Here is a 24,388-nt window from a genome sequence, read left to right as displayed (position 1 = left end):
GTATTTTTTCCTGATTCAGGAATAAACCCATTAAAGAATGCCTGTTTTTGAATGATAATAACAAAATAATCGTCAGTTTGATTTTTTCCTTGGAAAAAGCCTGTCCGCCTTTGGGAGGATATCGAGAACAAGGGTTTTAAGTATTGAAATCAATTCTCGATACTATTTTCCTTAAGCGCCTAGATTAACCTAAAAGCAGCTCTACAGGTTCAAAAACATCTTTTTCAGAACCACAAACAGGACATATATAAGCTTCGGGCAAATCCTCAAACTTTGTATGGGGCTCTATACCGTTTTGGGCATCTCCCGTTTCACTATCATACACCGTTAAGCAGTTTGGGCATTGATGAACCTTGTGTTTTACTTGTTCCTTTTTTGCTGTTTTCTTTGTTGGTGCGGTTTTCTCTTGTCCAAGTTGCTGGAAATATTCTCTGCTCAACTCGATCAAGAGGTTGGGCAATTCCTTTTTGTCCACATCTCGGGCATAGATTAAATAGTGTCTTGTGTTGGGGTCAAAGTCTTTAAAGTAACAAACATTGTACGTTGGTCTTACTTTATAATCCAATCCAATCTGGGTTGGTGGGTTCTTCTCAATGACAATGGATGAAAAATGGGACTGTTTTCCCACATCTTTACTAATACCAAAGGTAAGCCCATAAGTACTGATGTCGTTCTGGTCAAAATTGTTTACCAAATACTGTTTAAGTTCCAATGCTTCCTGGTCATCCACGGGCAAATGCCAGTTCATTTCCAATTGCGAGTGCCGAACATTGATTCCCCTTTGCCCAAGGAACCTTTCCAGCTCAGGGCGGCTCTCCTTAGAAATTCCCTTTACTATGAACGATTTCCAAGGCGTGATGCATATTTTACCTATGCTGTTGTCCAGACAAAATCCGCAAAATTCCTTTAAAAATTGAAGATCATAGCGGTTGTTGCGCCAATATAGCCCCAACCAAAATTGGTCCAACCCCATTCGGTTCATTCCCTCGTAGTAGGGAAATGTAACAAAAGGAATTTGAAGTTCCTTTTTTATGGTCCTGTTGTTATGGGTCTGCAATTTCTGGTTCAGTATGGCAAAGAGTTGATCCACATTGTCCATGGCCGGGTAAACTTCTTCTATGGCCCTACATACCGAAACCATGTCCCAGCTGTAGATCAATACAGGATAGTAAGCACTTTTCTTCCAATGCGGCAGCAGGATGTTCAAATACCAATAATCTTCGTCTTCGGATGCCACAAAATTGAGGTTTCCACTGAAAATAGGCACCAAGCGTTGTTTTGGATCGGTAATATTGATCTTTAACCTTGGCATAAAATCAAACTGTTCCAAAAGATACAGGTAGGTGGAACCTTTGAGCCAATGGGTGCCATCAAAGATATCTGCCGATACATAAGAACAAACAATATTTTGGTAAGATCTATCGGCAACAATATCCATCTTGTATTTCGAGGTCTTTTCCAAAGGGCGCTTTTTGTTATTGTCCAACGGAAAAAGCAAATCCTGCCTTGAGCCAAAATAAACTTCCGATAGCCCTGCGGCCTCTAACATGGCAATACTATCTTTGAGTTCTCCGGGAGAAGTGATGCCTCCTTTCATCAATATCCTGTGCAAATCATCGTTCATAGCCTTAAACCATTGTTGTTTTCAGTTGTCCATTCAATATTGCCTGAACTTCGGGCTTACAGCTTCCACAACCCAATCCGGCACCAGTTTGGGAACAGAGCTGTGCAAAATCCGTGCAACCACCTGTAATGGCATCTTTTATATTACCATCGCCCACTTGGCTACAAGAACACACCAGACTTCCTTTGAGCGGTTCCATTGTTGATGTACCCCGTAGCAATTCCTCTCTTTTTTCAGAGAGCTCTATTTCCTCTTCAATAAGCCGCTTGAATTCTGCAAACTCGTTCTTATCTCCCATCAGGATGGCTCCTTTGAGCGTATCGTCCTTTACGATACATTTTTTGTAGAACCTTTTGCTTACATCCATCAGTAAAATCTCTTCGTAGGAAGGGTCGTTTTTTGGAGCATTTACCATTCCGATACTACAGAGGTCGAGGTTTTCAAACTTCAGGATATTCATCAATACAGAACCGCTGTACATACTTCCCAAATCGCCCAAAATATAATTTGCGGCCACGTCAGCTTGTTGTTCCGCCGCCGAGGTAATGCCGTAGAGTGCATTTTCGAACTCGGCAATCTCTCCCAATGCAAAGATGGACGGATCGCTCGTTTTGAGATAAGGGTCCACCAAAACCCCTCTTCGGGTCTCCAACCCGGCACTTGTTGCCAAAGATATGTTGGGACGGGTTCCGATAGCATAAACAATGGCATTACACCGGAGGGTCCGGCCTGTCTTTAGATTGACCATCAAAGTATATTGAGATTCCTCTTCCTCAAAAATGGTGCTTACCTCATTGTCAAAAAACAATTGAATTCCCCTTTCTGAAACATCTTCGGCCAATAATTTACTGGAAACCGGGTCCAACTGTCGTTCCATTAACCTGGGGGCACGTTGTATTATGCTGATATTGATATTGATTTTTTTAAGTGCTGCTGCGAGTTCGAGACCGAGCAAACCTCCTCCCACAATGACTACGTGCTGTTCACTTGCCGGGAGTTCCGTTTTGGACAAATAGTCTTTGAGTCTATCCGCATCGCCCCTTTCCCGCATCGTAAATCTTCCTGGCAGGTCCATCCGTACTTCATTTGGCACAAAAGCGCGACTCCCGGTTGCCATAATCAAAAGGTCGTAATTGTGTGTGCTTCCCAAATCATCGGTTACCGTTTTTTTCTTGGCATTGATGTCTTTGACCCCATTGTTAGGGTACAATGTGACCTTGAGCTTTTCCAGTTCTCCTTGCTTCAATTTTTGAAGGGCTTCCCAAGACAGTTCTTCATTCACATATTCCGGGAGCAAGACACGGTTGTAAAAAGGATGTTCCTCTTTGGAAAACACATGGATTTCATCTGTTCTATTCTTTTCCCGATAGGTTTGGATAAAACGGTAAGCTGCGGCCCCAGCTCCAACAACAACTATTTTTTGCTGGGGCTTCTTATATTTTTCAACCTGAACGGCACAATATTTAAAATCGGGTTCTTTGGATACGGGGTCTACAATATTATTGGTAAGGTTGTTGGCCCTACTAAAGTCAGAATTCAGGATTTTGCCCCAGTGCATGGGAAGAAAGACCACCCGTTCACGAATATCGTAATTGATCTTGACCTTGACCCTTACATTGCCCCGCCTGCTCTTAACAACGGCAATATCGCCTTCCTTAATGTTCCGCACATAGGCATCCACTTTGTTCATTTCAAGGAAAGGAGATGGGATATGGGTCAATAATCGTTTTACTTTTCCCGTTTTTGTGCGAGTATGCCATTGATCCCTGATCCTTCCGGTATTGAGCACCAATGGAAAGTCCGTTGTTGTGACTTCTGATTTGTTGTACAGGTTTCTGGGTGCATTGAAATGTACTTTCCCATTTGCAGTGAAATATTTTTGGTCTTGAAAAAGCCGTGGTGTCCCTTTGTGTTCTGGAGAAGGAACGGGCCATTGAAAGCTCCCCTCTTTTTTGAGACGTTCGTGGGACAATCCAGAGATATCAATATTGGTTCCCTTGGTCATGAGGCAGTATTCGTCATACACTTCCGACACATTGTTATAGTCAAAACCCCCATACCCCATTTCTTGGGCAAACCTCCACAGGATTTCCGCATCGGGCAAGGCTTCCCCGGGAGCGTCGATTACCTTGGGCAAATAACTTATCCGACGCTCGGAATTGGTCATAGTGCCTTCTTTTTCCAACCAACCCGCTGCCGGCAACAACAAATCAGCATATTTTGTGGTCTCCGAATTATGGGAAATATCCTGAACAATCACAAAATTGGCCTTTTCGAGAGCTTTTTCTATTTTCTTGGCATTGGGCAAACTCACAATGGGATTGGTGCAGATAATCCATATGGCCTTCATTTTTCCGGATTCCAGCGCATCAAACATTTCCGTTGCCGTGAGACCGGGATCGCCATTGATTTCCTTGCCTCCCCAAAATTGCCGGACTTCTTCTCTGTGTCTGGGGTTTCCCAAATCCCGATGGGCTGCCAACAAACTGGCCATCCCCCCTACTTCTCTTCCCCCCATGGCATTGGGTTGCCCTGTTAAAGAAAAAGGACCGGAACCCGGTTTTCCAATCTGTCCCGTCAATAAGGAAAGATTTAATAGCGATACATTTTTGTCGACCCCGATCACGCTTTGGTTCAGCCCCATGGTCCACATACTGATGAACCCTTTCGCATCGGCTATCATTTTGGCCGCCGTCAGTATTTCATTGGCCGTGATGCCACATTTTTCCGCTGCCTGACGAATGGAAAGTTCAAAGGCTATCTGTTTACAGGCTTCAAAATTGGAGGTATGTTTCTTGATGAACGCCTTGTCGATTTTCTTTTTTTCGATGAGCCATCTAGCCATGGCATTGAAAAGAATGACATCGGTACCTGGTAAAATCTGCAGGTGTAAATCGGCCAGAGCACAGGTCTGCGTTTTTCGGGGATCTACAACAATCAGTTTAACCTTTGGGTTTTGTTCCTTATGCTTTTCAATACGGCGGAACAAAATGGGATGGCACCATGCAGGATTGGCCCCTGCGATCAAAAAACAATCTGCCAACTCTATATCGGCATAAGCAATGGGAACAGCATCATTGCCCACTGTTTTTTTATAGCCGACTACTGCAGAACTCATACAAAGCCTGGAGTTCGTGTCGATATTATTGGTTCCTAAAAAGCCCTTGGTGAGCTTGTTGGCCAAGTAATATTCTTCAGTAAGGCACTGCCCGGAAACATAAAGGCCTACACTGTCCGGACCATGTTGTCTTATGATACTTCCAAAAACGGCCGCTGCTCTTTTAAATGCCGTATCCCATGTGACCCGTTGCATGGAGTGGTTACGGCTCCAGCGCATTTGGGGATACAATATCCTATCGGTAGTGTCCTGAGCCACGTAATTCAAGGTTTTTCCTTTGGAACACAGCATGCCCTTGTTTACAGGGTAATTATCATCCCCTTTAACGGACAGTATGCCCTTGGCATCTTTGGATACCTCGATGCCGCACCCCACTCCGCAATACGAGCAAATAGTTTTATGTGTGTCTTTTTTCTGCATTCGGGCAACACCGTATTTTTTCGATGTCGAAAATTAAAAATTTACGTATAAATACGTAGTGATAATTTCATAAAAGTGATGCCCTAAATCGAGAGAATGATAAAAATTTCGGCAAATGCTTGAAAAAATGAAACTTAAACCAAATTATACTTGCTGGCTTTTTTGGAAAGGTCTATCAAGTTCTTCACTTCCATCTTTTTCATCAGGTTGAAACGATGGGTCTCGATAGTACGTTTACTGTTCTGCAGCTTTTCCGAAATTTCCTTGTTTGTGTACCCTGCCAAAATAAGTTCCAACACCTGAAGCTCCTTGTTGGTAAGATCGAACGGGTTGTTTTTCCTATCCTTTGAAGCTGGCTTTGTCTTTTTGTCCGGACCGAAGAGATTATTGACCAAAACATTGGAAATATCCCCGCTAAAATATTTCCCGCCTTCTTGAACCATGTGAATTGCCTTGACAAACTCAGTTTTGCCCGTATCCTTTAAAAGGTAACCATTGGCCCCGGCCTGTACCGATTTAAGAATGTATTCCTCCGAATCGTGCATGGAAAGAATAATGGATTTGGTTTTGGATTCGCCCTTGGCATTCAAACGTTCAACGGTCTCGATACCGCCCAATTCGGGCATGCGAATATCAATGATCAGAATATCCGGGGATTTTTCACTGACCATTTTAAGGGCATCCAATCCATTGGAAACTTCTCCGATTACATCCAAATCAGGTTCCTCTTCCAATAAAGCGCGTATGCCATCCCGAACCAAAGAATGGTCATCTGCCAAAACTATGGTTATGGTTTGTTGCTGTTCAGAATCTTGCATTGCACAAAAATAATCGAATTATTGAAATACGTAGAACATAAAAAAGGGCCATCCCATTTGAAACGGAATGGCCCAATCATCTGACCAACTCAATATTTTAATTTCATTTGTCCGAGGAAAACAACTTGGGTTTTATGATCAGCATGGCCCAAGCCCAATTTTGGGTACTGGCGGCATCACTCTCGGCCACGCCTTTGAGTTCGTACATCCCATCTGATGGAAACAAGTGTGAATACCCGATTTTTAGTGCATACCCCTTAAACTTTTGGGCGAATACCAAATCCACCTCGGTTCCCAAAGCATTTTCACCACTGGGCAAATCTTTTTCTCCCCGAAAATTCAAGACTTTTGCTAACAAGCTGGTTTTCTTCCTTAATTTTATATTGGCACTGACATGGATATCGAACAATCCTATGGAATTGGCATGGTTGCCCACATAGAAGTAATCCATAAAACCATTGAATTTATGATTGGTGCCATACAACGGAAAAAAAGCTCCTGTTTCTCCCGCTGTTTGTCCATCATTTCCACTTATGATTTCAAATCCAGCCCCCAAACCAATTGCTTTTGAAGCTTTGTAGCTGGCATCCAACCCTATCAGGTAAGCCCCTTTCACTTGCAACTCCCCTCGTCTTTCCCCTGTTTGTAGAAATGCATTCGCGGCCAGTCCAAAATCTCCTTTTTTATACGCGAAGTGCATACCCAATGTCTGCAGATTACTTACTCCATTTGCGGTATCGTTACCATCAAAATTTTGAAAGCCATTATTGAGCATCAACAGACTTGTTGCAAAACTTTCCCATTTTTGTTTTAGGTAGAGCATCTGCATGGTCTTATAACTAAAAAAGCCTGGGGTATTATAGGTATTTCCTATAGATTGAAACCCACTTGGATTATCAAAGTCCTGATTAAAGGCAAAGGCAGCATCGATAACCAAATTGTTTTTAGAATACTGTATCAGGGCCGCATCATGGTTTCTCGCCTGTTGGGTCCAGTCCACTTCGCCCAAGATGCGCTGGTCATCATAGGAAAGTACTTGTCTACCCAATTTTGCAGACCAGCCGGAGCCAAGCTCAAGTTGGGCCCAAGCTTCGAAAACAGCAAATGAATTGTTTTCATCCTCAGGCTGTAATTGACGGTTTTCACCCCATACAAAAACATCCTGAAGACTCAGGTAGAACCTATACTTTTCGGTTTGGTAATCCGTATTCAAGCGAACACGCGTAGCGGTCGCAAAACCGGGGTCGGAGGCAGCTGAAATTAAACTACCAAAGCCATTTCTATACTCTGTTCTTGGTCTAAACTGTCCGTCGACAACGAATTGGGCAAAGGAAAAATGTATTCCCATGAGACATAGGCACGCCAATAGCCTTTTCTTATTGAAAAACTTCATATTGTTTACTATTTGGTTGAATTATTAAGAAAACAATGAAGTCTAGTTTTCCACTGTTGACAAGGCCATTTTACCTTCCATCTCTTGAAGTACGGCCTCTTCATCAGCCGTAGAAAACTTGATGGCGAAGGCACTGATGGCCGCTACGACCACAAAAACCCCAATAATAAAGTATCCGCTGGACACAGCACTCGAGGCAGCGGCAGCTTGGGCAGCTTTTACCGCTTCTTCCCCTAAGGCGACGTTGGCCTTTATCGCCGTGGTTTCTGCTACGGCAGATTTGGATTTCAGGAACATTGCAGCCAAAAATGCACCAACATTACCCCCCGCCCCAACGATTCCCGAGATGGAACCAATGGCTTTTTTGTTGATAAAGGGAACAACAGAAAATGTAGCACCCTCCGCCATTTGAACCGTAAGACTAAAAGCCACTAAAAAGATGATTCCAACCGCAAGACTTGTGGTCAATGAGAATACAGAGAGCATAACGCCTTCGGCCATCAAAATAAAAGTCAGGAACAATACCCTTCCACGAAGACCTTTTAACTTTCCGAAACGATCTCCGAAAAAGCCACCCAACGTACGGGCAAAAATATTCATCAGGGCAAAGGACAAAACAATGTTCCCTGCTGTAATTCTTTCCAAACCGAAAGTGTTTTGCAGATAATCGTCCATAGTGCCATAAACGGTAAGCTCCATACCGAAACATGCGGCATACACCAAGAACAATATCCAAACACGATAGTCTTTTAAGGTGCTTGCAAAGGATACTTTATCTTTCTTCAAAACAGGCATGTTTCCTGTTTTTCGTAATTCGGAAAAATTTCCCTCGGGCGTATCCTGTGTAAAGAAATAATACACTAGCCCCATGGAAAAACATACAATTCCAGCTATGACCATAGAATAGCGCCAAGCAATTTCATCGGCCACGCCAAAGCTCACGACCGCGGCCGCAATCAAAGGCATACCCAACCTGTTGGCCCCGCCCCCAAGATTTCCCCATCCTGCGGATGTGGCATTGGCTGTACCTACGATATTGGGAGCAAACATTATGGATGTATGGAATTGGGTAATCACAAAAGAAGCACCAATGAATCCAATTAAAAATCTACAAAGAAGAAATTGAAGCGGTGTTTGTACCAAACCAATTAAAATCACGGGTATCGACCCGATAATCAGTAACCAAGTGTAACACAGTCTCGGACCAAATCTGTCACACAATTTACCGATTAGCAATCGGGCAAAAACAGTACCTGTAACCGCCAGAATTATAGAGTTCCATTTTTGGGCTGGTGTGAGCCCTAAATCTTTTACTACATCCGGCATAAATGGAACAATTCCAAACCATGCAAAAAAACAAATGAAGAAGGCTATGGCAGATATCCAAAACGTTCTAATGGGAATACTTTTAAGGTTCAATAGATTTAATCGTGTGGCTTTCATAATACTTAGATTAATTGATTAGACAATCAAAACTAAGTATTTATACGTATTTATATATTTTCAACACCAAATAACTACGTATTTTTACAAAATACTGCAAATACCGCCCATCTTATTACGACATATTAAAATTGAACCTTTTGTTACTGATAATTTGAAAATCAATATATAGCACATTGATGAGTTATATTATATTAAGGTATGGGTTCAAAGCTCCATATCTACAACTCGTTGGATGGCATCTTCAAAAAATGATGGATGGTCGGCCACCACATCTCCTATAATAATGATTCCAGGGCATGACAAATCCATTTTGTTCGATATATGGACAGCATCATTCAATGTGCCCGTGATACAATTCTCGTTGGGTAAAGTTCCATTTTGAACTACGGCAATCGGCGTATAACTTTTCCTATACATCACTATTTCCTTGGCTATTTCAACCAATTTGCGTACTCCCATTAAAATGACAAGGGTGGCGGAAGATTGTGCAGCCAATTGAAAATCCTTGGAGAGACCACCTTCTTTTGTAGTCGCGGTCACCACCCAAAAACTTTCGCTCACCCCTCTTTTGGTTACAGGTATTCCTTGACTTGCAGGCACAGCTATGGCACTGGAAACCCCTGGCACAACAGCTACGGGAATTCCAAAAGATTCAACATATTCAAGTTCTTCCGACCCCCTACCAAATACAAAAGAATCCCCTCCCTTTAGTCGCACTACATGGCCGTATGTGAATGCATTTTCCACAATCATTGAATTGATTTGATCCTGAACAAAGCTATGCTTTCCACATCGTTTACCTACGTATATTTTCGGAACACCATCAGCAACTTCATCCAACAGAGCAACATCCGTCAACGCATCGTACAAAACAACATCTGCTTGCTTCAATACTTTCAAACCTCTAACAGATATAAGGTCCGAAGAACCTGGACCAGCTCCGACCAAGGTCACTCTTGCTTCTTTATTGTATTGTTTCATTGTAAATATTTGTTTTGATTTTTATGAATCCCTCAACAAGAATACGTATTTATTTTTAAAAAAACATCAATAATATACGTAATTATACTTAGTTTTGATTCGTATTTCAAAATCATATGGATATGAAAACTGTAATTGTAGTGGGAAATGGGATGGTCGGATATAAGTTTTGTGAAAAATTTATCGCATCATCCTCCAATAATGGATATAAACTTTTGGTATTTGGGGAAGAACCCAGACCTGCATATGACAGGGTGCATCTCAGTGAATATTTTGAAAATCAAAATGCAAAGGCCCTAGAACTCGCACCTGCTTCTTGGTACAGCGACAATGGTATAGAACTTATTACAGGACAGCGGGTCACAGATATTAAAAAAGAGAATAAGGAAATCCATACAGCTACGGGCCATTCCTATACATACGATTATTTAGTACTGGCTACGGGCTCTGTACCTTTTGTACCTCCCATTTCCGGTGTTGAAAAGGAAGGTGTCTTCGTTTACCGTACTATAGAAGATTTGGAAGATATGCTGGCTTATGCCTCACAAATCAAAGCCATCAAACCCAATGGAAGGGCAGCCATCCTTGGAGGTGGCCTTTTAGGTCTTGAAGCTGGGAAAGCGGTCTTGGATATGGGTTTGGAACCTCATGTAGTGGAATTCGCCCCAAAACTCATGCCCAGGCAATTGGACACGCGAAGCAGTAACGTCCTTCAGCTGAAATTGGAATCCATGGGGATACAGATTCATTTAAGCAAGGTAACCAACCAAATTTTGGGAGACCGGGTCATTGAGGGAATGGAATTTGGGGAAGATGACCGATTGGATGTGGATATGCTCATTATCTCGGCCGGAATACGCCCTAGGGATGAACTAGGTAAAACCTGTGGGCTTGACATGGGTACTCGTGGCGGAATAGTTGTCAACAACAAGATGCAAACATCCGCTAAGGACATTTTTGCCATTGGTGAGGTAGCCCTTTACAATCAGATGATATATGGTCTTGTGGCCCCCGGGTACGAAATGGCCGATGTGGCCGTAAACCAAATTTTGGGTAACCAAGAAGTGACTATGCCGGAAGATATTGATATGTCCACCAAACTTAAACTAATGGGCGTGGACGTGGCGAGTTTTGGCACTCCATATATGCCTGCGGATAAAGGTTTGTCCATCATTTTTGAAAATAAGACCAAGTTCCTGTACAAAAGAATCAATGTAAGCCACGACGGAAAAACGCTACTGGGAGGAATTCTTGTAGGGGATGCAGCAGATTACAACATATTGCACCAAATGTACCTTAATGGAATGGCCTTGCCCGATAATGCGGAAGAATTGATTGTGGGAGCTCGTGGCGAGGAAGGGTCCGCCTTTGGCAGTGCCATGGATTTGCCCGATACAGCTCAAATATGCTCCTGTGAAAGTGTTTCCAAAGGAAATATTTGCTCGTCCCTGTTAAATGGCGAATCCGATTCCCTCAAAGATATTATAAGCTGTACCAAGGCCGCCACAGGCTGTGGAGGGTGCAAGCCCATGGTGGTGGAACTGGTCAATGAGACCCTTAAATCCATGGGGAAAGAGGTAAAAGATGTTATTTGCGAACATTTTGAATATACCCGGCAAGAACTCTACGGCATTATCAAGGTAAAGGGCATCACAAGTTATGATGAAGCCCTCGACAAATGTGGACAGGGCGATGGGTGTGAAGTGTGCAAACCTGCTCTTGCCTCCATTTTTGCCACCATTTATAATGACACGGCCAACAAGGAAGATGTGATACAGGACTCCAACGATCGTTTTTTGGCCAACATCCAACGGAATGGCTCCTATTCGGTCGTACCACGGATACCCGGAGGAGAAATCACCCCGGAAAAATTGATCGTTATTGGGGAAGTGGCCAAGGAATTTAATCTGTACACCAAAATTACCGGGGGACAGCGCATTGATTTATTCGGTGCCGAGCTGAACGATCTTCCCGCCATCTGGAAAAAACTCATTGCTGCAGGTTTTGAAAGTGGTCACGCCTATGGCAAGTCCTTACGTACAGTAAAAAGCTGCGTGGGCTCCACTTGGTGCCGATACGGTATGGACGAAAGTGTAAGTTTTGCCATAGCACTGGAAGAACGATACAAAGGAATCCGATCGCCCCACAAACTAAAGGGCGGCGTATCGGGATGCATTCGCGAATGCGCGGAGGCCCGCGGCAAGGATTTTGGGGTAATCGCGGTAGAAGGCGGTTGGAACCTTTATGTATGTGGAAATGGAGGAGCCACACCAAAACACGCACAATTGTTGGCAGAACAAATTGATAACGAAACCGTCATAAAATACCTGGATCGCTTTTTAATGTACTACATCCGAACAGCTGCTCCATTGATGCGTACTGCAGCATGGCTTGAAAAACTGGAAGGCGGCATTGAACAGCTCAAAAAGGTAGTAATCGAAGACAGCTTGAACATTGCCGAAGAACTCGAAACTGATATGCAGGGCCTTGTGGACAAGTATGAATGTGAGTGGAAGCAAGCTGTGGAAAATGAAGAAATCGGAAAGCGTTTCAAGCACTTTGTGAATACTGATGATAAAGACGACAACTTGGTTTTTGTTCCTATGAGAGAGCAGAAAATGCCACAACCATGGACCAACTAAACACCAATAACATGGAAACATTATTTCACCAATACGCTCCCGTTGCCTTGGACAAGGTAACGGTTTGGTTCAAAGCCTGCCATGAGCAAGACATACCAGAAAATGGCGGGGCATGCATCAAATACAAGGACAAGCAAATTGCCGTGTACCATTTTAAACGAAAACAAAAATGGTATGCCTGTCAAAACTTGTGTCCCCATAAAATGGAAATGGTACTTTCACGGGGCATGATAGGAGATTCCGAAGGTATTGCCAAAGTGGCCTGCCCCATGCACAAAAAAACATTTTCTTTGGAAACGGGGGAAAACCTCAACGGTGATCTGCCTTCGATTGCCACTTTCCCCATAAAAGTTGAAAATGGCTTTGTGTATATTGGTTTTTCTGAATAGTTTTAAGAAAACCACTAGATATGGGCAAATCCAAAAAACTTTTGGAAGCATTCAAGCTATTTGATGAGGCCAATACACAAGACCCCAACAAGGAAAATTTTGAAGGGACAGCATACCCAAAAGAGCTTTTATATGCACAGCGTATGACGGATACTCTGAATGAATTTGAACCCGATGCTTCGGAGGCCCTTCAGTTAACGGCACGCTGCCAGCACATCTGCCGTTGGGAAATCCCGAGGGAATCCTACGAAATGAACCGCGTTGGCTACCTAAAATGGAGGCAAGAGCTCAAAAAGTTCCATGCCGAAAAATCCAAGTCCATATTAAAAGAAGTGGGATACGATGATGAAACCATTGACAGGGTTGCTTTTTTACTTCTCAAAAAACAATTGAAAAAAGATGAGGAGACCCAAACCCTGGAAGATGTTATTTGCCTGGTTTTTTTAAAGTATTATTACGAACCTTTTCTGGTCAAGCACGATGACGATAAAATCGTCTCCATTTTACAAAAAACCTGGAAAAAGATGTCCCCAAAAGGACATAAGGCCGCTTTGTCCATATCTTTTTCGGAGAGAGGGAAGGAATTGGTCACCAAAGCCCTTAATTAACACCCTACCTGGGTTTAAAAAAATCAATGAAAAGTAACAAACAGCAACAAACATTGGACGTCTCAACCTTTTTGAGAATCCGCAAGTGGTATCTACTGGCCCTATCGGCCATAGCCATAACCATTATTGTTGCCCAAATTTTGATACAACAGCACCTCAACTCCCAATTAAACGACTCCCGCGTAATCAATGTAGCGGGCAGACAACGTGCCTACAGTCAAAAATTGGTCAAAGAAGCCCTTTTACTGCAAAGTGGAAACCTTGACAAAAATGAGCACGGGGAACTTTTGGAAAGATTGGAAAACACCCTTTTTATTTGGAAGACTTCCCATGAAGGACTTCAAAACGGGAATGACAGTATTGGCCTGCCCAAAGAGGAAAACCCATCTATCTTAAAACATTTTGAGGGACTTTCCCCACACCACAACGCCATGGTAAATGCGGTAAAAGCTATATTGAAACAAGGTGGCAGTGGTTCCCATCAGCAACAAATGGATATTTTATTGGCCAATGAAGCTCCTTTCCTAGAAAAAATGGACGCCATCGTCAATGAGTATGATGCCATCAGTAAGGAACGCCTGCAACGACTGAAACTCAAAGAATATCTATTACTCGCATTTTCGCTATTGATTCTGATTTTGGAAGTACTTTTCATCTTCAGGCCATTATCCATTCAGATAAAGGAAACCATTCAGAAATTGGTAAAAAGCAGGTTACAATCGGAACAGGACGCCCAAGAGATCAAGAAAATATTCCAAGAGAAAGAAAAATCCCTCCAAGAACTTAAGGAACTCAACTTTGTTATTGACAACGCCGCACTATTTGCCAGTGCCCGTAATGATGGAACGGTCGTCTTTATCAGCAAAAAATTCCTGACCCTTCTGGAGGAATCCAACATCCCCCCCAATACCCATCTTTCCGAAATATTGACCACCGACCAAGGGCAACGGCAATATCTGGCCGAAATTTTGACCAAACCACGGAAGAGCATCAGAACGGAGGAAATTGAAATTAAGACCAAAGCGGGCAACAAATTGTGGTTGGACATGTCCATTGTTCCCATGCACCAAACAAGCCTAAAACAAAGTGTTTTGCTGTTATGTTCAGATATAACGGAGCGCAAGAACAACCAAGAAAAGGTGGAACAACTTACACTTCAAAATTATGAAGATCGCATGCGCCAGAAACAATTGCAGGCCAGTCTTATCGTGGAGGGTCAGGAAGAGGAACGAAAACGTATTGCCAAGGACATTCATGATGGGATAGGGCAAATGCTTACGGCCCTACGGTTCAATATTGAATCCATCAACTTGGACCAAAAGGAGCGCACAAAAGAAAAAATAGCTTACCTAAAAGAGCTTACTTCCGATTTAATCAAAGGGGTGCGCACCGCCACCTTTAATCTTACTCCTCCCGAATTGGGCGACCACGGTATTTTTCCCGCATTGCAAAAAATGACTTCGGAATTGAGTAAATTAACAGGAAAGAACATTTTGTTCGAAAACAAGGCAGAACAGAACATCCGTTTTGATTCGTTGGCGGAAACCAATATTTACAGGGTTACACAAGAAGCCGTGAACAATGCCATTAAATATGCGGATGCCAATTATATTTTGGTTTCCATAAACCATACGGACAATTTGTTGAGCGTGGTGATAGACGATGATGGCAAAGGTTTTGACCCGACTGTTTTGGAGCGTCCTCCAAAAAACAACAGTGAAGGCGGAATGGGCGTGTTTTTTATGAGGGAGCGGATCAGTTACATAAACGGCAGATTGTTCATCAATTCCAGCCCCGGTGAAGGAACACGTGTTACCATCAATTACAATTTGAACGAGACCAAAAAGCCAAAAAAAGAAACGTATGAAGATTAGGATAAAAGGAAATTCGATACGATACAGATTGACGAAGACCGAAGTGGAAACCTTCTGCAAAACAGGAATGTTCAAGGAAAACACAGATTTTGGTCATAGAGTATTCAGTTATGCGCTAAAAGCAAAGAAAGGCATTGATAGCCTAGAGGCCTCTTTTGAGGAAAATACCATTACCCTGTACCTGGCCGATAAGAAACAATCGGGATGGGACATTTCGGATAAGGTTGGTTTTAGCGGCATAATGGATTTACCCAACGGAAAACAGCTTTCGTTATTGGTTGAAAAGGATTTTGCTTGCTTGGACAACACTACCGAGGACCAATCGGACAATTATCCCAACCCAAAAAGTAGCACTACCGAATGCTGAATCCTTCAAATTTGACGGGTATTGTTTTAGCGGGTGGAAAAAGTACCCGTATGGGCAAGGATAAGGCTTTTTTGATGCTTGAGGGCAAACCTTTTATCTCCCATATTTTAGAAACAGTAAAACAATGTGCTGAAAATGTCCTCATCATATCAAACAATCAAAAATTGGATAGTTTGGGCGTAACAAGGCACGCTGACCTGATTCCCTGTCTTGGCCCCATAGGTGGCATTTATACCGGTCTGACCCACTCAAACACCGAGTTTAATCTAGTTGTTGCCTGTGACACCCCTTTATTGAGCAAGGAAACCATTGGTATTTTGATTGATGGAATTGATGATAAGCATGATGGCTTTATCGTACAACATGAAGATGTACCCATGCCATTGATCGGTATCTACAGAAAAAGTAGCATAGCTTGTTTTAAGGAAGCCATTGATGAGGAAAAGCTAGGCCTGCAAAAACTACTGGCAACATTACGTACAAAAACCATTGATTTGCCCAAGTCCCACTCCAAGTCAGTATGGAACATTAACACGCTGGAGGATTTTAGAACAATCAAAAAAATAGAAAAGAAACCTAACTATTGACAGTTCTGGACTATAATGGAAAAAATTCTTCAATATTTTGTTTTCCTTCAACCAAGTCTAAAATGGTCGTATTTTCCAGAACGTTAATAAATTTAGACTTATTGGCCCCTACAAGTTTATGAAGCACGCAAGGATTGTCCATATCACAGTTTCTCATACCCATGACGCAGGAGTGCACACGTTTTTCACCATCGATTACCCTTACAATATCCATTAAGGTACGCTTTCGGTCATCCTCGCTCAAATAAAAACCTCCCTTGGGCCCCCGTACTGAGGAAATAATTCCATGGCGGGACAATTCTTGCAATAATTTGGCCAAGTATGCTTCCGGCACATGCACTACCTCAAAAATATCCCTGACCATAATTTTATGGGACTCATTGGAGTTCAATGCTAAATAGAGCACCCCCTTAATGGCATATTTGGATGAATTGGAAAGCATGGCTTGAAATGTTAAGCAAAGATTAAAAGATATTTTTATCCTTTTTATGATTAATATCATGTTATAGGTCTATGCCTCTATATACTTTTGAAACGAAATTTTAACCATTGATCACATGAAAGCAATAGTAAAAAGTATGGCCCTGCTCTTCGCCCTTATTATGATTAGTTGTGGTGGAAAGAAAGAGGAAAAAAAAGAGGAAGGCTTTAGCGTACAACGCAAAAAGGCTCAAACAGAACAACCTGCAGAAACCAACACCACTGATGAGGTTAAACCTTCTGAGCGTGTGGACATGACCACAAAGGGGGTTGGCCCCATTACATCTGTTGAATTATCGGCAGAAATTGACCAAGCCATGGCGGAAAACGGTAAAAAAGTATATGACCAAATGTGCTTGGCCTGCCACAGGATCGGTAAAAAATTCATTGGACCAGCTCCTAATGGAATATTGGAAAGAAGAACCCCGGAATGGGTGATGAACATGATCTTGAACCCTGAGAACATGGTGAAAGAAGATCCCTTGGCAAAAGATCTTCTCCAAGAGTTCAACGGATCTCCCATGGCCAACCAAGGATTGACTGAGGAACAGGCCAGGGCAGTTCTTGAATATTTTAGAACCTTAGAATAAACGTTATGAAATCGTCCATTAAACTCAGTATGATGGGATTGTTTTCACTGTTCACACTTATCAGCAGTTGTAAAAACAAGTCTCAAAACAAAACAACGGACTCCAGTCAAAACGAGGCCATTATTAATTCGGAAAACAACAAAGGGCAAGCCTTTATAGCCGATGACGAATCCACGCCCAATGTACTGCAAATAGCATTGGAATCTCCTGACCATACCACACTCGTTGCTGCCGTACAGGCGGCAAAATTGGAAAATGTATTGGTCAATGCTGGTCCGCTGATGGTTTTCGCTCCTACAAATGCTGCTTTTGATGCACTGCCCGAGGTTACTGTGGAAGACCTATTGAAGCCAGAAAACAAAGATGCCCTGGCCAATATCCTTAAATACCATGTAACCCCTGGGAACTATTCCAAAGAATTTTTGATGAATTTCAAAAAATTCGGCCAGGCCAATGATCAAAATGTAACCGTTGAAGTAAAAGACAACGAAGTCTATATAGGCGGAGCTAAAATAGTGGCCAGTATAACTGCAGGAAACGGAATCGTGCATGTAGTGGATAAGGTAATCCTACCTCCTACCCAATAATAATTATAAAAACAAAAACTAATACAATGAAAATTTATAGCTATTTAACAATGACCATGGGAGCAGCACTAATGCTGGTTTCCTGTGGCCAGCAGAACCAAAGTTCAAACGGTGCGCTGTCGTCCAGTGCTGCCGAAAAAGTATACGTAGCTCCGGGTGAGCAGGACGAATTTTACGCCTTTATGTCGGGCGGTTATAGCGGAAACCTTACTGTTTACGGATTGCCTTCCGGACGAATGTTCAAGGAAATTCCGGTATTCTCGCAATTTCCAACATCAGGTTATGGCTACTCCGAAGAAACCAAACCGATGCTCAACACTTCCCATGGTTTTGTGCCTTGGGACGATGCCCACCACCCTGACATATCACAGACCAATGGAGAATTGGATGGACGTTGGATTTTTATCAATGGGAACAATACCCCCAGAATTGCACGTATCAGCCTTAGCACTTTTGAGACCGAAGAAATCATTGAGGTACCAAATAGTGCCGGTAACCACAGTTCTTCTTTTATCACGGAAAACACGGAATATGTAGTGGCAGGAACCCGTTTCTCTGTCCCCATTCCGCAAAGGGACATCCCCATCAATGAATACAAAAGCAATTTTAAAGGGTCGTTGTCCTTTATCAGCGTAGACCCGGAACACGGTCACATGGACATCAAATTCCAGTTGATGATGCCCGGTTTCAACTATGATCTTTCCCATCCAGGAAGGGGAAAATCCCATGGTTGGTTCTTCTTCACTACCTATAACACAGAAGAGGCACACACCCTTCAAGAGGTAAATTCCTCTCAAAACGACAAGGATTTTATTGCCGCCGTCAACTGGAAGAAAATTGAGGAATATGTGAACAATGGCGGAGGTACCAAGGTGCCCGCCGAATACGCCCACAATATATACGATGAAAGTACCCATACAGCTACCACTACCATGAAAAAAGAGGTGTTGACGGTAGATCCATTAAAAGTTCCCGGGGCTGTTTACTTTTTGCCCACCCCAAAATCTCCCCACGGTTGCGATGTAGATCCCTCCGGACAGTATATTATTGGTAACGGTAAATTGTCAGCAGACTTGACTGTACACTCCTTTGATAAAATGATTGCCGCCATTGAAGGCGAAAAATTTGATGGAGAAGCCTACGGCATTCCAATTCTCAAATTTGAAGATGTGCTGGCAGGTCAGGTAAAAAGTGGCGGATTAGGGCCATTGCACACTGAGTTCGACGATGAAGGAAATGCATACACTACTTTCTTTATCTCTTCCGAAGTGGTAAAATGGAAATTAGGAACTTGGGAGGTTATTGACAGGAAACCGACATACTATTCCGTAGGTCACTTGATGATTCCCGGAGGGAACTCCAGAAAACCTTTCGGCAAATATGTTGTGGCACTAAACAAGATTACCAAAGACAGGTACTTGCCCACAGGACCCGAAATGGAACATTCAGCCCAGATTTACGACATCTCTGGAGAAAAAATGGAGTTAATCTATGACTTCCCTACGCATGGTGAACCTCACTATGCCGCAGGAATCCCAGCTGAGATTTTGGCACCAAAATCCAAGAAAATATATAGGTTGGATGAGAACAAACACCCCTACGCCGTATTATCCCCCACCGAATCCAAAGTGGTACGGGACGGAAATGAGGTACATGTATATATGTCCACTATTAGAAGTCACTTTACCCCGGATAATATTGAAGGCATCAAGGTTGGTGACAAGGTATACTTCCACATTACCAACCACGAGCAGGATTTTGATGTTCCACACGGTTTTGCAATGATTGGGCAAAACACCTCCGAGCTTCTGGTTATGCCCGGACAGACCAAAACATCGGTTTGGGAGCCTAAAAAAGTTGGGGTATGGCCATTCTATTGTACGGATTTCTGTTCTGCACTGCACCAAGAAATGCAAGGATACGTTAGGGTTTCCCCCGCTAACTCCAATGTGGAGCTTAAATGGTCACTTGGTGAATAATTCGGATTGAGTCACCATTAAAAAAAGCGGGCTGTCTCCACGACCTGCCCGCTTTTCTTACAAATTGGAATACCATCTACCCTCCAAAAAGCCACACTCAGTTTGTAACTTTTAAATCATAAAAAATGAAAAAGGCTAGTATTATAATGATTGTTGGCCCGTTGCTTTTATTGGGCCTCTACATCTTTCCGCTTTGGAACATCATGCTGGGTGCCCCTCAATACCCAGACCCATTGGGAATGAACATTTACATTAGTGGGCTCAAGGGGGTAAACGAGTTCGATATTCAGAACATTGATGGCCTTAACCACTATATTGGTATGCAAACACTGCCCAAAGCAAACGAAATGTGGGAATTTGGTACTTTTCCGATCGTTATAGGGATTATGGTTGCCCTTGGGGTTTTGATCGGTATTTTGGGCTACTTGAACAAACTAAGCTACAAATGGTTCTTGGGATGGTTCTTGACCATGTCTGTTCTCGGTGTACTGGGCATGTACGATTTTAATGAATGGTTGATAGACTATGGTACTAATTTGGATCCCAATGCCATTATGAAATTGACCAACACCGACGGAAGCCCAATGACCTATAAACCTCCATTGCTGGGACATGTAAAAATGCTCAACTTTGATGTAACCTCTTTACCTGCTTCCGGAGCTTGGTTAATGTTCGCTGGAATGATGCTAACATTACTTGCCGCATTCCTTGGGTGGAAAAACCAAAAAACAGTAAAAAGTATATCATGAAAAAACACATAACATTGCTCTTTATCGTGCTTATCGGCAGTATAGGATGCACCGTGGCACCAAAACCCATTGATTATGGGCATGTGGGCTGTCATTATTGCAGTATGACCATTGTGGACAAACAACATGCCGCACAATTGGTGACCAAAAAAGGCAAGGTCTTTAATTTTGATGCCATTGAATGTATGATGAACCAATTAAAGGATGAAGATGAATCATCCATGGCCCTTTTCTTGGTCAATGATTTTGACCAACCCGGTGAACTTGTGGATGCCAAAGAGGCCACTTATTTAATCAGCGAGAACATTCCCAGTCCCATGGGTGAATACCTAAGTGCCTTTACCAATGAAAAAACCGCCAAGGAAACTAGGACCAACCAAGGTGGCGAACTTTTTACATGGGCTGAAATTAAAAACCGATTTAAACTTTGAATATGAGCACAATTGCAGATTTGGAACTGGTAAAATGCACCGGACTTTTAACAGACAATTATGTGGGACATCTGGCCTACATTGCCAATAATGAACCTCATGTAGTACCGTCGACCTATTTTTTTGACAAGGATGAAAAGAGTATTTTGTGTTTTGCATCCAACGGACATCGGATAAACGCCCTCAGAAAATGCAATACCGTTTCTTTTCAAGTGGATAGTATCGAGTCGTTTCGTAATTGGCAATCGGTACAAGTACATGGTACATTTCAAGAACTTACCGGAGATAGTGCCAAGCTATGTTTAAAACGTTTTGCAGACGGCGTACAGCGAACCATAGACAGTAAAAATGCTGAACGCCCCCATTTTTTAAGCCACTTTTCAGGAAAATTGCAAGAAGCGGAAATGCCCGTGGTATACCGCATTGCAGTAACTAAAATAACAGGAAAGTCAGTGGAAGATTTAACATAATTCAAATAAAAAATGGAAATTATGGCTCTCGGTATGACTTTGCGCCACCTATAGGATTTAGTGCAAGAATCGAATTATTTTATGAAATTAGATGTACAACATATAAAACGTATTCTAGGATTTGCATTTTTGATGGGCTTTCAAATAGGCTTGGCAAACACCTGGACCGTTTGTAGCACCTGCGAGAACAGTTCCATCAAGGAAACCATTTTACGTGCTGCCCCCTACGACACCCTGTTGATTGAAAAAGGCACCTACAAGGAATTTGAGATTTTGGTGGACAAACCCTTGGTCATCAAAGGGATTGATTATCCCATTGTTGATGGCGAAAAAAAGGGAGAAATCTTTAGAATCACATCGGATGATGTTACATTGGATGGGCTTTTCGTCATCAATGTAGGGGTTAGTTACACCAAGGACAACGCGGCCATACGGGTGGTACAAAGCAAAAATTTCCTCATCCAGAATATGGTATTGGAGCAATTGTTCTTTGGTATCTATTTGGAAAAATCATCACACGGCAAGGTCTACCACAATAGAATTATTGGCGAAGCTGTGGACGAATATAACTCGGGCAATGGCATTCAACTTTGGTATTCCTCGGATATAGAAGTGGCTAAAAACCATGTCCAGGGCACTCGGGATGGTATCTATCTGGAGTTTTCCGACCGCATCACCATCTCCGATAATGTGAGCATGAACAATCTCCGCTACGGACTCCACTTTATGTTTTCCAACCATGATGTGTATACCCGCAATACGTTCGAAAACAACGGTGCCGGAGTTGCTGTGATGTTCTCCAAGTTCATCACCATGAAAAACAACACTTTTCGCAAGAATTGGGGCACAGCGGCCTACGGCATGCTATTGAAAGAGATTACTGATGCTGAGATTGTGGGGAATATCTTCGAGGAAAATACCATCGGCATCAATATCGAAGGCTCTAACCGCATCAAGTACGCCGATAATGACTTTATAAGCAATGGCTGGGCCATACGAGTGGTCGGAGCCTGCTATACCAATAGTTTTAAGGGCAATAATTTTTTATATAACTCTTTTGATATCTCCTACAACAGCAAACTCAACGATAATGTGTTCGAGGGTAATTTCTGGAGCAGCTACACGGGTTATGACCTGGACAAAGACGGTGTTGGGGATGTCCCTTACCGCCCTGTTAAGCTATTTTCCTATGTAGTGAACCGCACCCCCGAGACCATTGTACTTTTACGGAGCTTGTTCATGGATATTATTGATTTTTCCGAACGAGTATCCCCCGTTTTTACGCCCGATAATTTAAAAGATGCCCAACCCTTAATGAAAATACGCCCATGACCATTGCAATACACAACCTTCATAAGCGATTTGGCAAAAACCAAGTATTGAAAGGAATAGACCTGTCCATTGACGAGGGCCGCATTTATGCCATCCTTGGTCCGAACGGTTCGGGAAAAACCACCTTGATCAAGAGTATTCTGGGCATGGTAATCCCCGACAAAGGAGAAATATCCGTGTTGGAACAATCCATTAAAAAAGGGTGGAAGTACCGCAAAAAAATCGACTACCTGCCCCAGATTGCCAATTTCCCCCCAAATATCAAGGTCAAGGAATTGATCAACATGATCAAGGATCTGAGAAACGCCCCAAGTACCGAAGCAGAGCTTATCGAGCTTTTTGGATTGGAACCTTTTCTGAACAAAAAACTATCCACCCTTTCCGGGGGTACCAAGCAAAAAGTGAACATTGTATTGACCTTTATGTTCGACAGTCCCTTGATCATTTTGGATGAGCCCACAACGGGCCTGGACCCCAAAGCATTGATTCGTTTAAAAGAATTGATCCAAAAAGAAAGGGCCCAAGGCAAGACCATTTTGATCACTTCACACATCATGCAATTTGTGGAAGAAATGGCCGATGAAATCCTATACCTTTTGGAAGGCGAGATTTATTTCAAGGGGAGCATCGAAAAACTTTTGCAACAGACCGAACAAACCAATTTTGAACACGCCATTGCGGCCATAACAACGGGTAGCCATGCTTAAAATATTAAAATACAGTTTTTACGATTTGATACGAAGCCGATGGAGCTACGTGTATTTTCTGTTTTACCTCGCCCTTGGATTTGTGCTGTTGTTCTTGAACAACGATGTTTCCAAGGCTGTGATTACCCTAATGAATGTGATCATTGTCCTGATTCCTTTGATAGGTACCATTTTCGGGGTGATGTACTACTACAATTCTCGAGAATTTACCGAGCTCCTATTGGCGCAGCCCATAAAACGTAGTTCCATTTTTATGGGACAATATTTTGGTGTGGCAGGTTCGTTGACGCTAAGTCTGGTGTTAGGGTTGGGGATTCCATTTGTGCTGTATGGACTTTTGCGAAGCAATGCTATTTTTGATTTTTCCCTTTTACTGATCACAGGGGCCTTTCTCACCTTTATTTTTGTGGGACTTTCCTTTGTGATTGCCATATCCAACGAAAACAAGATAAAAGGATTTGGATATGCCGTATTGCTTTGGCTGTTCTTGGCCGTGGTCTATGATGGATTGTTCCTGATGTCTTTGATTGTTTTTGAGGAGTATCCGCTGGATACCTTTTCCTTGGTGGCCACTGCGCTAAATCCAATAGATCTTTCCCGCATATTGATTCTCCTTAAATTGGATATCTCTGCCCTTTTGGGGTATACCGGTGCCATTTTTAAAAAGTTTTTTGGAACAGATTTGGGTTTCTTGATCTCCATAGTGATACTTTTATTATGGACCATTCTGCCTATATTGGGCTTACGCTATAAAGCTGGAAAAAAAGATTTTTAGGTTGATTGGAAACAATAAACA

22 protein-coding genes are annotated in these 24,388 nt (G+C 42.6%); 15 read left to right on the top strand and 7 right to left on the bottom strand.

The features are described 5' to 3' along the window. Nucleotides 1-184: 184 nt before the first annotated feature. From GO009_RS11820 to cobA, 6 genes are all read right to left on the bottom strand, one after another. Complete coding sequence (locus tag GO009_RS11820; RefSeq protein ID WP_163626410.1) at nucleotides 185-1,624, bottom strand: rubredoxin; 1,440 nt, start codon at nucleotides 1,622-1,624, stop codon at nucleotides 185-187. A 4-nt stretch (nucleotides 1,625-1,628) separates the two neighbouring features. Next, nucleotides 1,629-5,162: a nitrate reductase gene (locus GO009_RS11815; RefSeq protein ID WP_163626409.1), complete on the bottom strand. Its 3,534-nt coding sequence runs from the start codon at nucleotides 5,160-5,162 to the stop codon at nucleotides 1,629-1,631. Between the two features lie 134 nt (nucleotides 5,163-5,296). Continuing rightward, nucleotides 5,297-5,980: a response regulator transcription factor gene (locus GO009_RS11810; protein WP_163626408.1), complete on the bottom strand. Its 684-nt coding sequence runs from the start codon at nucleotides 5,978-5,980 to the stop codon at nucleotides 5,297-5,299. A gap of 103 nt (nucleotides 5,981-6,083) precedes the next feature. Next, on the bottom strand, nucleotides 6,084-7,373 hold the full coding sequence (locus tag GO009_RS11805) for an alginate export family protein (RefSeq protein ID WP_163626407.1): 1,290 nt from the start codon (nucleotides 7,371-7,373) through the stop codon (nucleotides 6,084-6,086). Between the two features lie 42 nt (nucleotides 7,374-7,415). Next, a complete protein-coding gene (locus GO009_RS11800) occupies nucleotides 7,416-8,816 on the bottom strand; it encodes an MFS transporter (RefSeq protein ID WP_163626406.1) in 1,401 nt (466 codons plus the stop codon). A gap of 207 nt (nucleotides 8,817-9,023) precedes the next feature. Further along, entirely contained in the window at nucleotides 9,024-9,800 is a 777-nt protein-coding gene (gene cobA, locus GO009_RS11795) for a uroporphyrinogen-III C-methyltransferase (protein ID WP_163626405.1), read from the bottom strand. Between the two features lie 122 nt (nucleotides 9,801-9,922). Here cobA and nirB point away from each other — a divergent pair, with 122 nt between their 5' ends. From nirB to GO009_RS11765, 6 genes are read left to right on the top strand one after another with little or no spacing between them, the layout of a single operon-like run. Next, on the top strand, nucleotides 9,923-12,442 hold the full coding sequence (nirB, locus tag GO009_RS11790) for a nitrite reductase large subunit NirB (RefSeq protein ID WP_163626404.1): 2,520 nt from the start codon (nucleotides 9,923-9,925) through the stop codon (nucleotides 12,440-12,442). 11 nt (nucleotides 12,443-12,453) lie between these two features. Next, nucleotides 12,454-12,831 (top strand): nitrite reductase small subunit NirD, encoded by a 378-nt coding sequence (gene nirD / locus GO009_RS11785; protein ID WP_163626403.1) that lies wholly within the window; start codon nucleotides 12,454-12,456, stop codon nucleotides 12,829-12,831. Between the two features lie 20 nt (nucleotides 12,832-12,851). Then, nucleotides 12,852-13,439, top strand: coding sequence for a DUF4202 domain-containing protein (locus GO009_RS11780; protein ID WP_163626402.1), 588 nt, complete (start codon nucleotides 12,852-12,854; stop codon nucleotides 13,437-13,439). 26 nt (nucleotides 13,440-13,465) lie between these two features. Further along, nucleotides 13,466-15,313: a type IV pili methyl-accepting chemotaxis transducer N-terminal domain-containing protein gene (locus GO009_RS11775; RefSeq protein WP_163626401.1), complete on the top strand. Its 1,848-nt coding sequence runs from the start codon at nucleotides 13,466-13,468 to the stop codon at nucleotides 15,311-15,313. Next, nucleotides 15,303-15,680, top strand: coding sequence for a hypothetical protein (locus GO009_RS11770; RefSeq protein ID WP_163626400.1), 378 nt, complete (start codon nucleotides 15,303-15,305; stop codon nucleotides 15,678-15,680). Before GO009_RS11775 ends, GO009_RS11770 begins: the two co-directional genes overlap by 11 nt. After that, nucleotides 15,674-16,267, top strand: coding sequence for a molybdenum cofactor guanylyltransferase (locus GO009_RS11765; protein ID WP_163626399.1), 594 nt, complete (start codon nucleotides 15,674-15,676; stop codon nucleotides 16,265-16,267). Before GO009_RS11770 ends, GO009_RS11765 begins: the two co-directional genes overlap by 7 nt. A gap of 10 nt (nucleotides 16,268-16,277) precedes the next feature. On the opposite strand, the gene GO009_RS11760 is transcribed toward GO009_RS11765, so the two are convergent. Further along, nucleotides 16,278-16,709, bottom strand: coding sequence for an Rrf2 family transcriptional regulator (locus tag GO009_RS11760; protein ID WP_163626398.1), 432 nt, complete (start codon nucleotides 16,707-16,709; stop codon nucleotides 16,278-16,280). Nucleotides 16,710-16,824: 115 nt separating this feature from the next. Here GO009_RS11760 and GO009_RS11755 point away from each other — a divergent pair, with 115 nt between their 5' ends. From GO009_RS11755 to GO009_RS11715, 9 genes are all read left to right on the top strand, one after another. Beyond that, nucleotides 16,825-17,337 carry a cytochrome c gene (locus GO009_RS11755; protein ID WP_163626397.1) on the top strand — a complete coding sequence of 171 codons (513 nt, stop codon included), beginning with the start codon at nucleotides 16,825-16,827 and terminating at the stop codon, nucleotides 17,335-17,337. A 5-nt stretch (nucleotides 17,338-17,342) separates the two neighbouring features. Next, nucleotides 17,343-17,924: a fasciclin domain-containing protein gene (locus GO009_RS11750; RefSeq protein WP_163626396.1), complete on the top strand. Its 582-nt coding sequence runs from the start codon at nucleotides 17,343-17,345 to the stop codon at nucleotides 17,922-17,924. Between the two features lie 26 nt (nucleotides 17,925-17,950). Continuing rightward, nucleotides 17,951-19,903, top strand: coding sequence for a Sec-dependent nitrous-oxide reductase (gene nosZ, locus GO009_RS11745; RefSeq protein WP_163626395.1), 1,953 nt, complete (start codon nucleotides 17,951-17,953; stop codon nucleotides 19,901-19,903). Between the two features lie 125 nt (nucleotides 19,904-20,028). Further along, complete coding sequence (locus tag GO009_RS11740; protein WP_163626394.1) at nucleotides 20,029-20,652, top strand: hypothetical protein; 624 nt, start codon at nucleotides 20,029-20,031, stop codon at nucleotides 20,650-20,652. Next, a complete protein-coding gene (locus tag GO009_RS11735; RefSeq protein ID WP_163626393.1) occupies nucleotides 20,649-21,083 on the top strand; it encodes a nitrous oxide reductase accessory protein NosL in 435 nt (144 codons plus the stop codon). Before GO009_RS11740 ends, GO009_RS11735 begins: the two co-directional genes overlap by 4 nt. Nucleotides 21,084-21,085: 2 nt before the next feature. Next, nucleotides 21,086-21,553, top strand: coding sequence for a pyridoxamine 5'-phosphate oxidase family protein (locus GO009_RS11730; protein WP_163626392.1), 468 nt, complete (start codon nucleotides 21,086-21,088; stop codon nucleotides 21,551-21,553). A 132-nt stretch (nucleotides 21,554-21,685) separates the two neighbouring features. Beyond that, nucleotides 21,686-22,885 (top strand): nitrous oxide reductase family maturation protein NosD, encoded by a 1,200-nt coding sequence (locus GO009_RS11725; protein WP_203532450.1) that lies wholly within the window; start codon nucleotides 21,686-21,688, stop codon nucleotides 22,883-22,885. Continuing rightward, nucleotides 22,882-23,592 carry an ABC transporter ATP-binding protein gene (locus tag GO009_RS11720; protein ID WP_163626390.1) on the top strand — a complete coding sequence of 237 codons (711 nt, stop codon included), beginning with the start codon at nucleotides 22,882-22,884 and terminating at the stop codon, nucleotides 23,590-23,592. Before GO009_RS11725 ends, GO009_RS11720 begins: the two co-directional genes overlap by 4 nt. Continuing rightward, the gene (locus GO009_RS11715) at nucleotides 23,585-24,367 is read left to right on the top strand and encodes an ABC transporter permease (RefSeq protein WP_163626389.1); all 783 of its coding nucleotides are present in this window, start codon (nucleotides 23,585-23,587) and stop codon (nucleotides 24,365-24,367) included. Before GO009_RS11720 ends, GO009_RS11715 begins: the two co-directional genes overlap by 8 nt. Nucleotides 24,368-24,388: the final 21 nt, after the last annotated feature.

The organism is Allomuricauda sp. TY007, assembly GCF_010468565.1.
Taxonomy (GTDB): domain Bacteria; phylum Bacteroidota; class Bacteroidia; order Flavobacteriales; family Flavobacteriaceae; genus Flagellimonas.
Note: the sequence above shows the minus strand (reverse complement) of the source record. Positions and strands in the feature narration are given on the sequence as shown.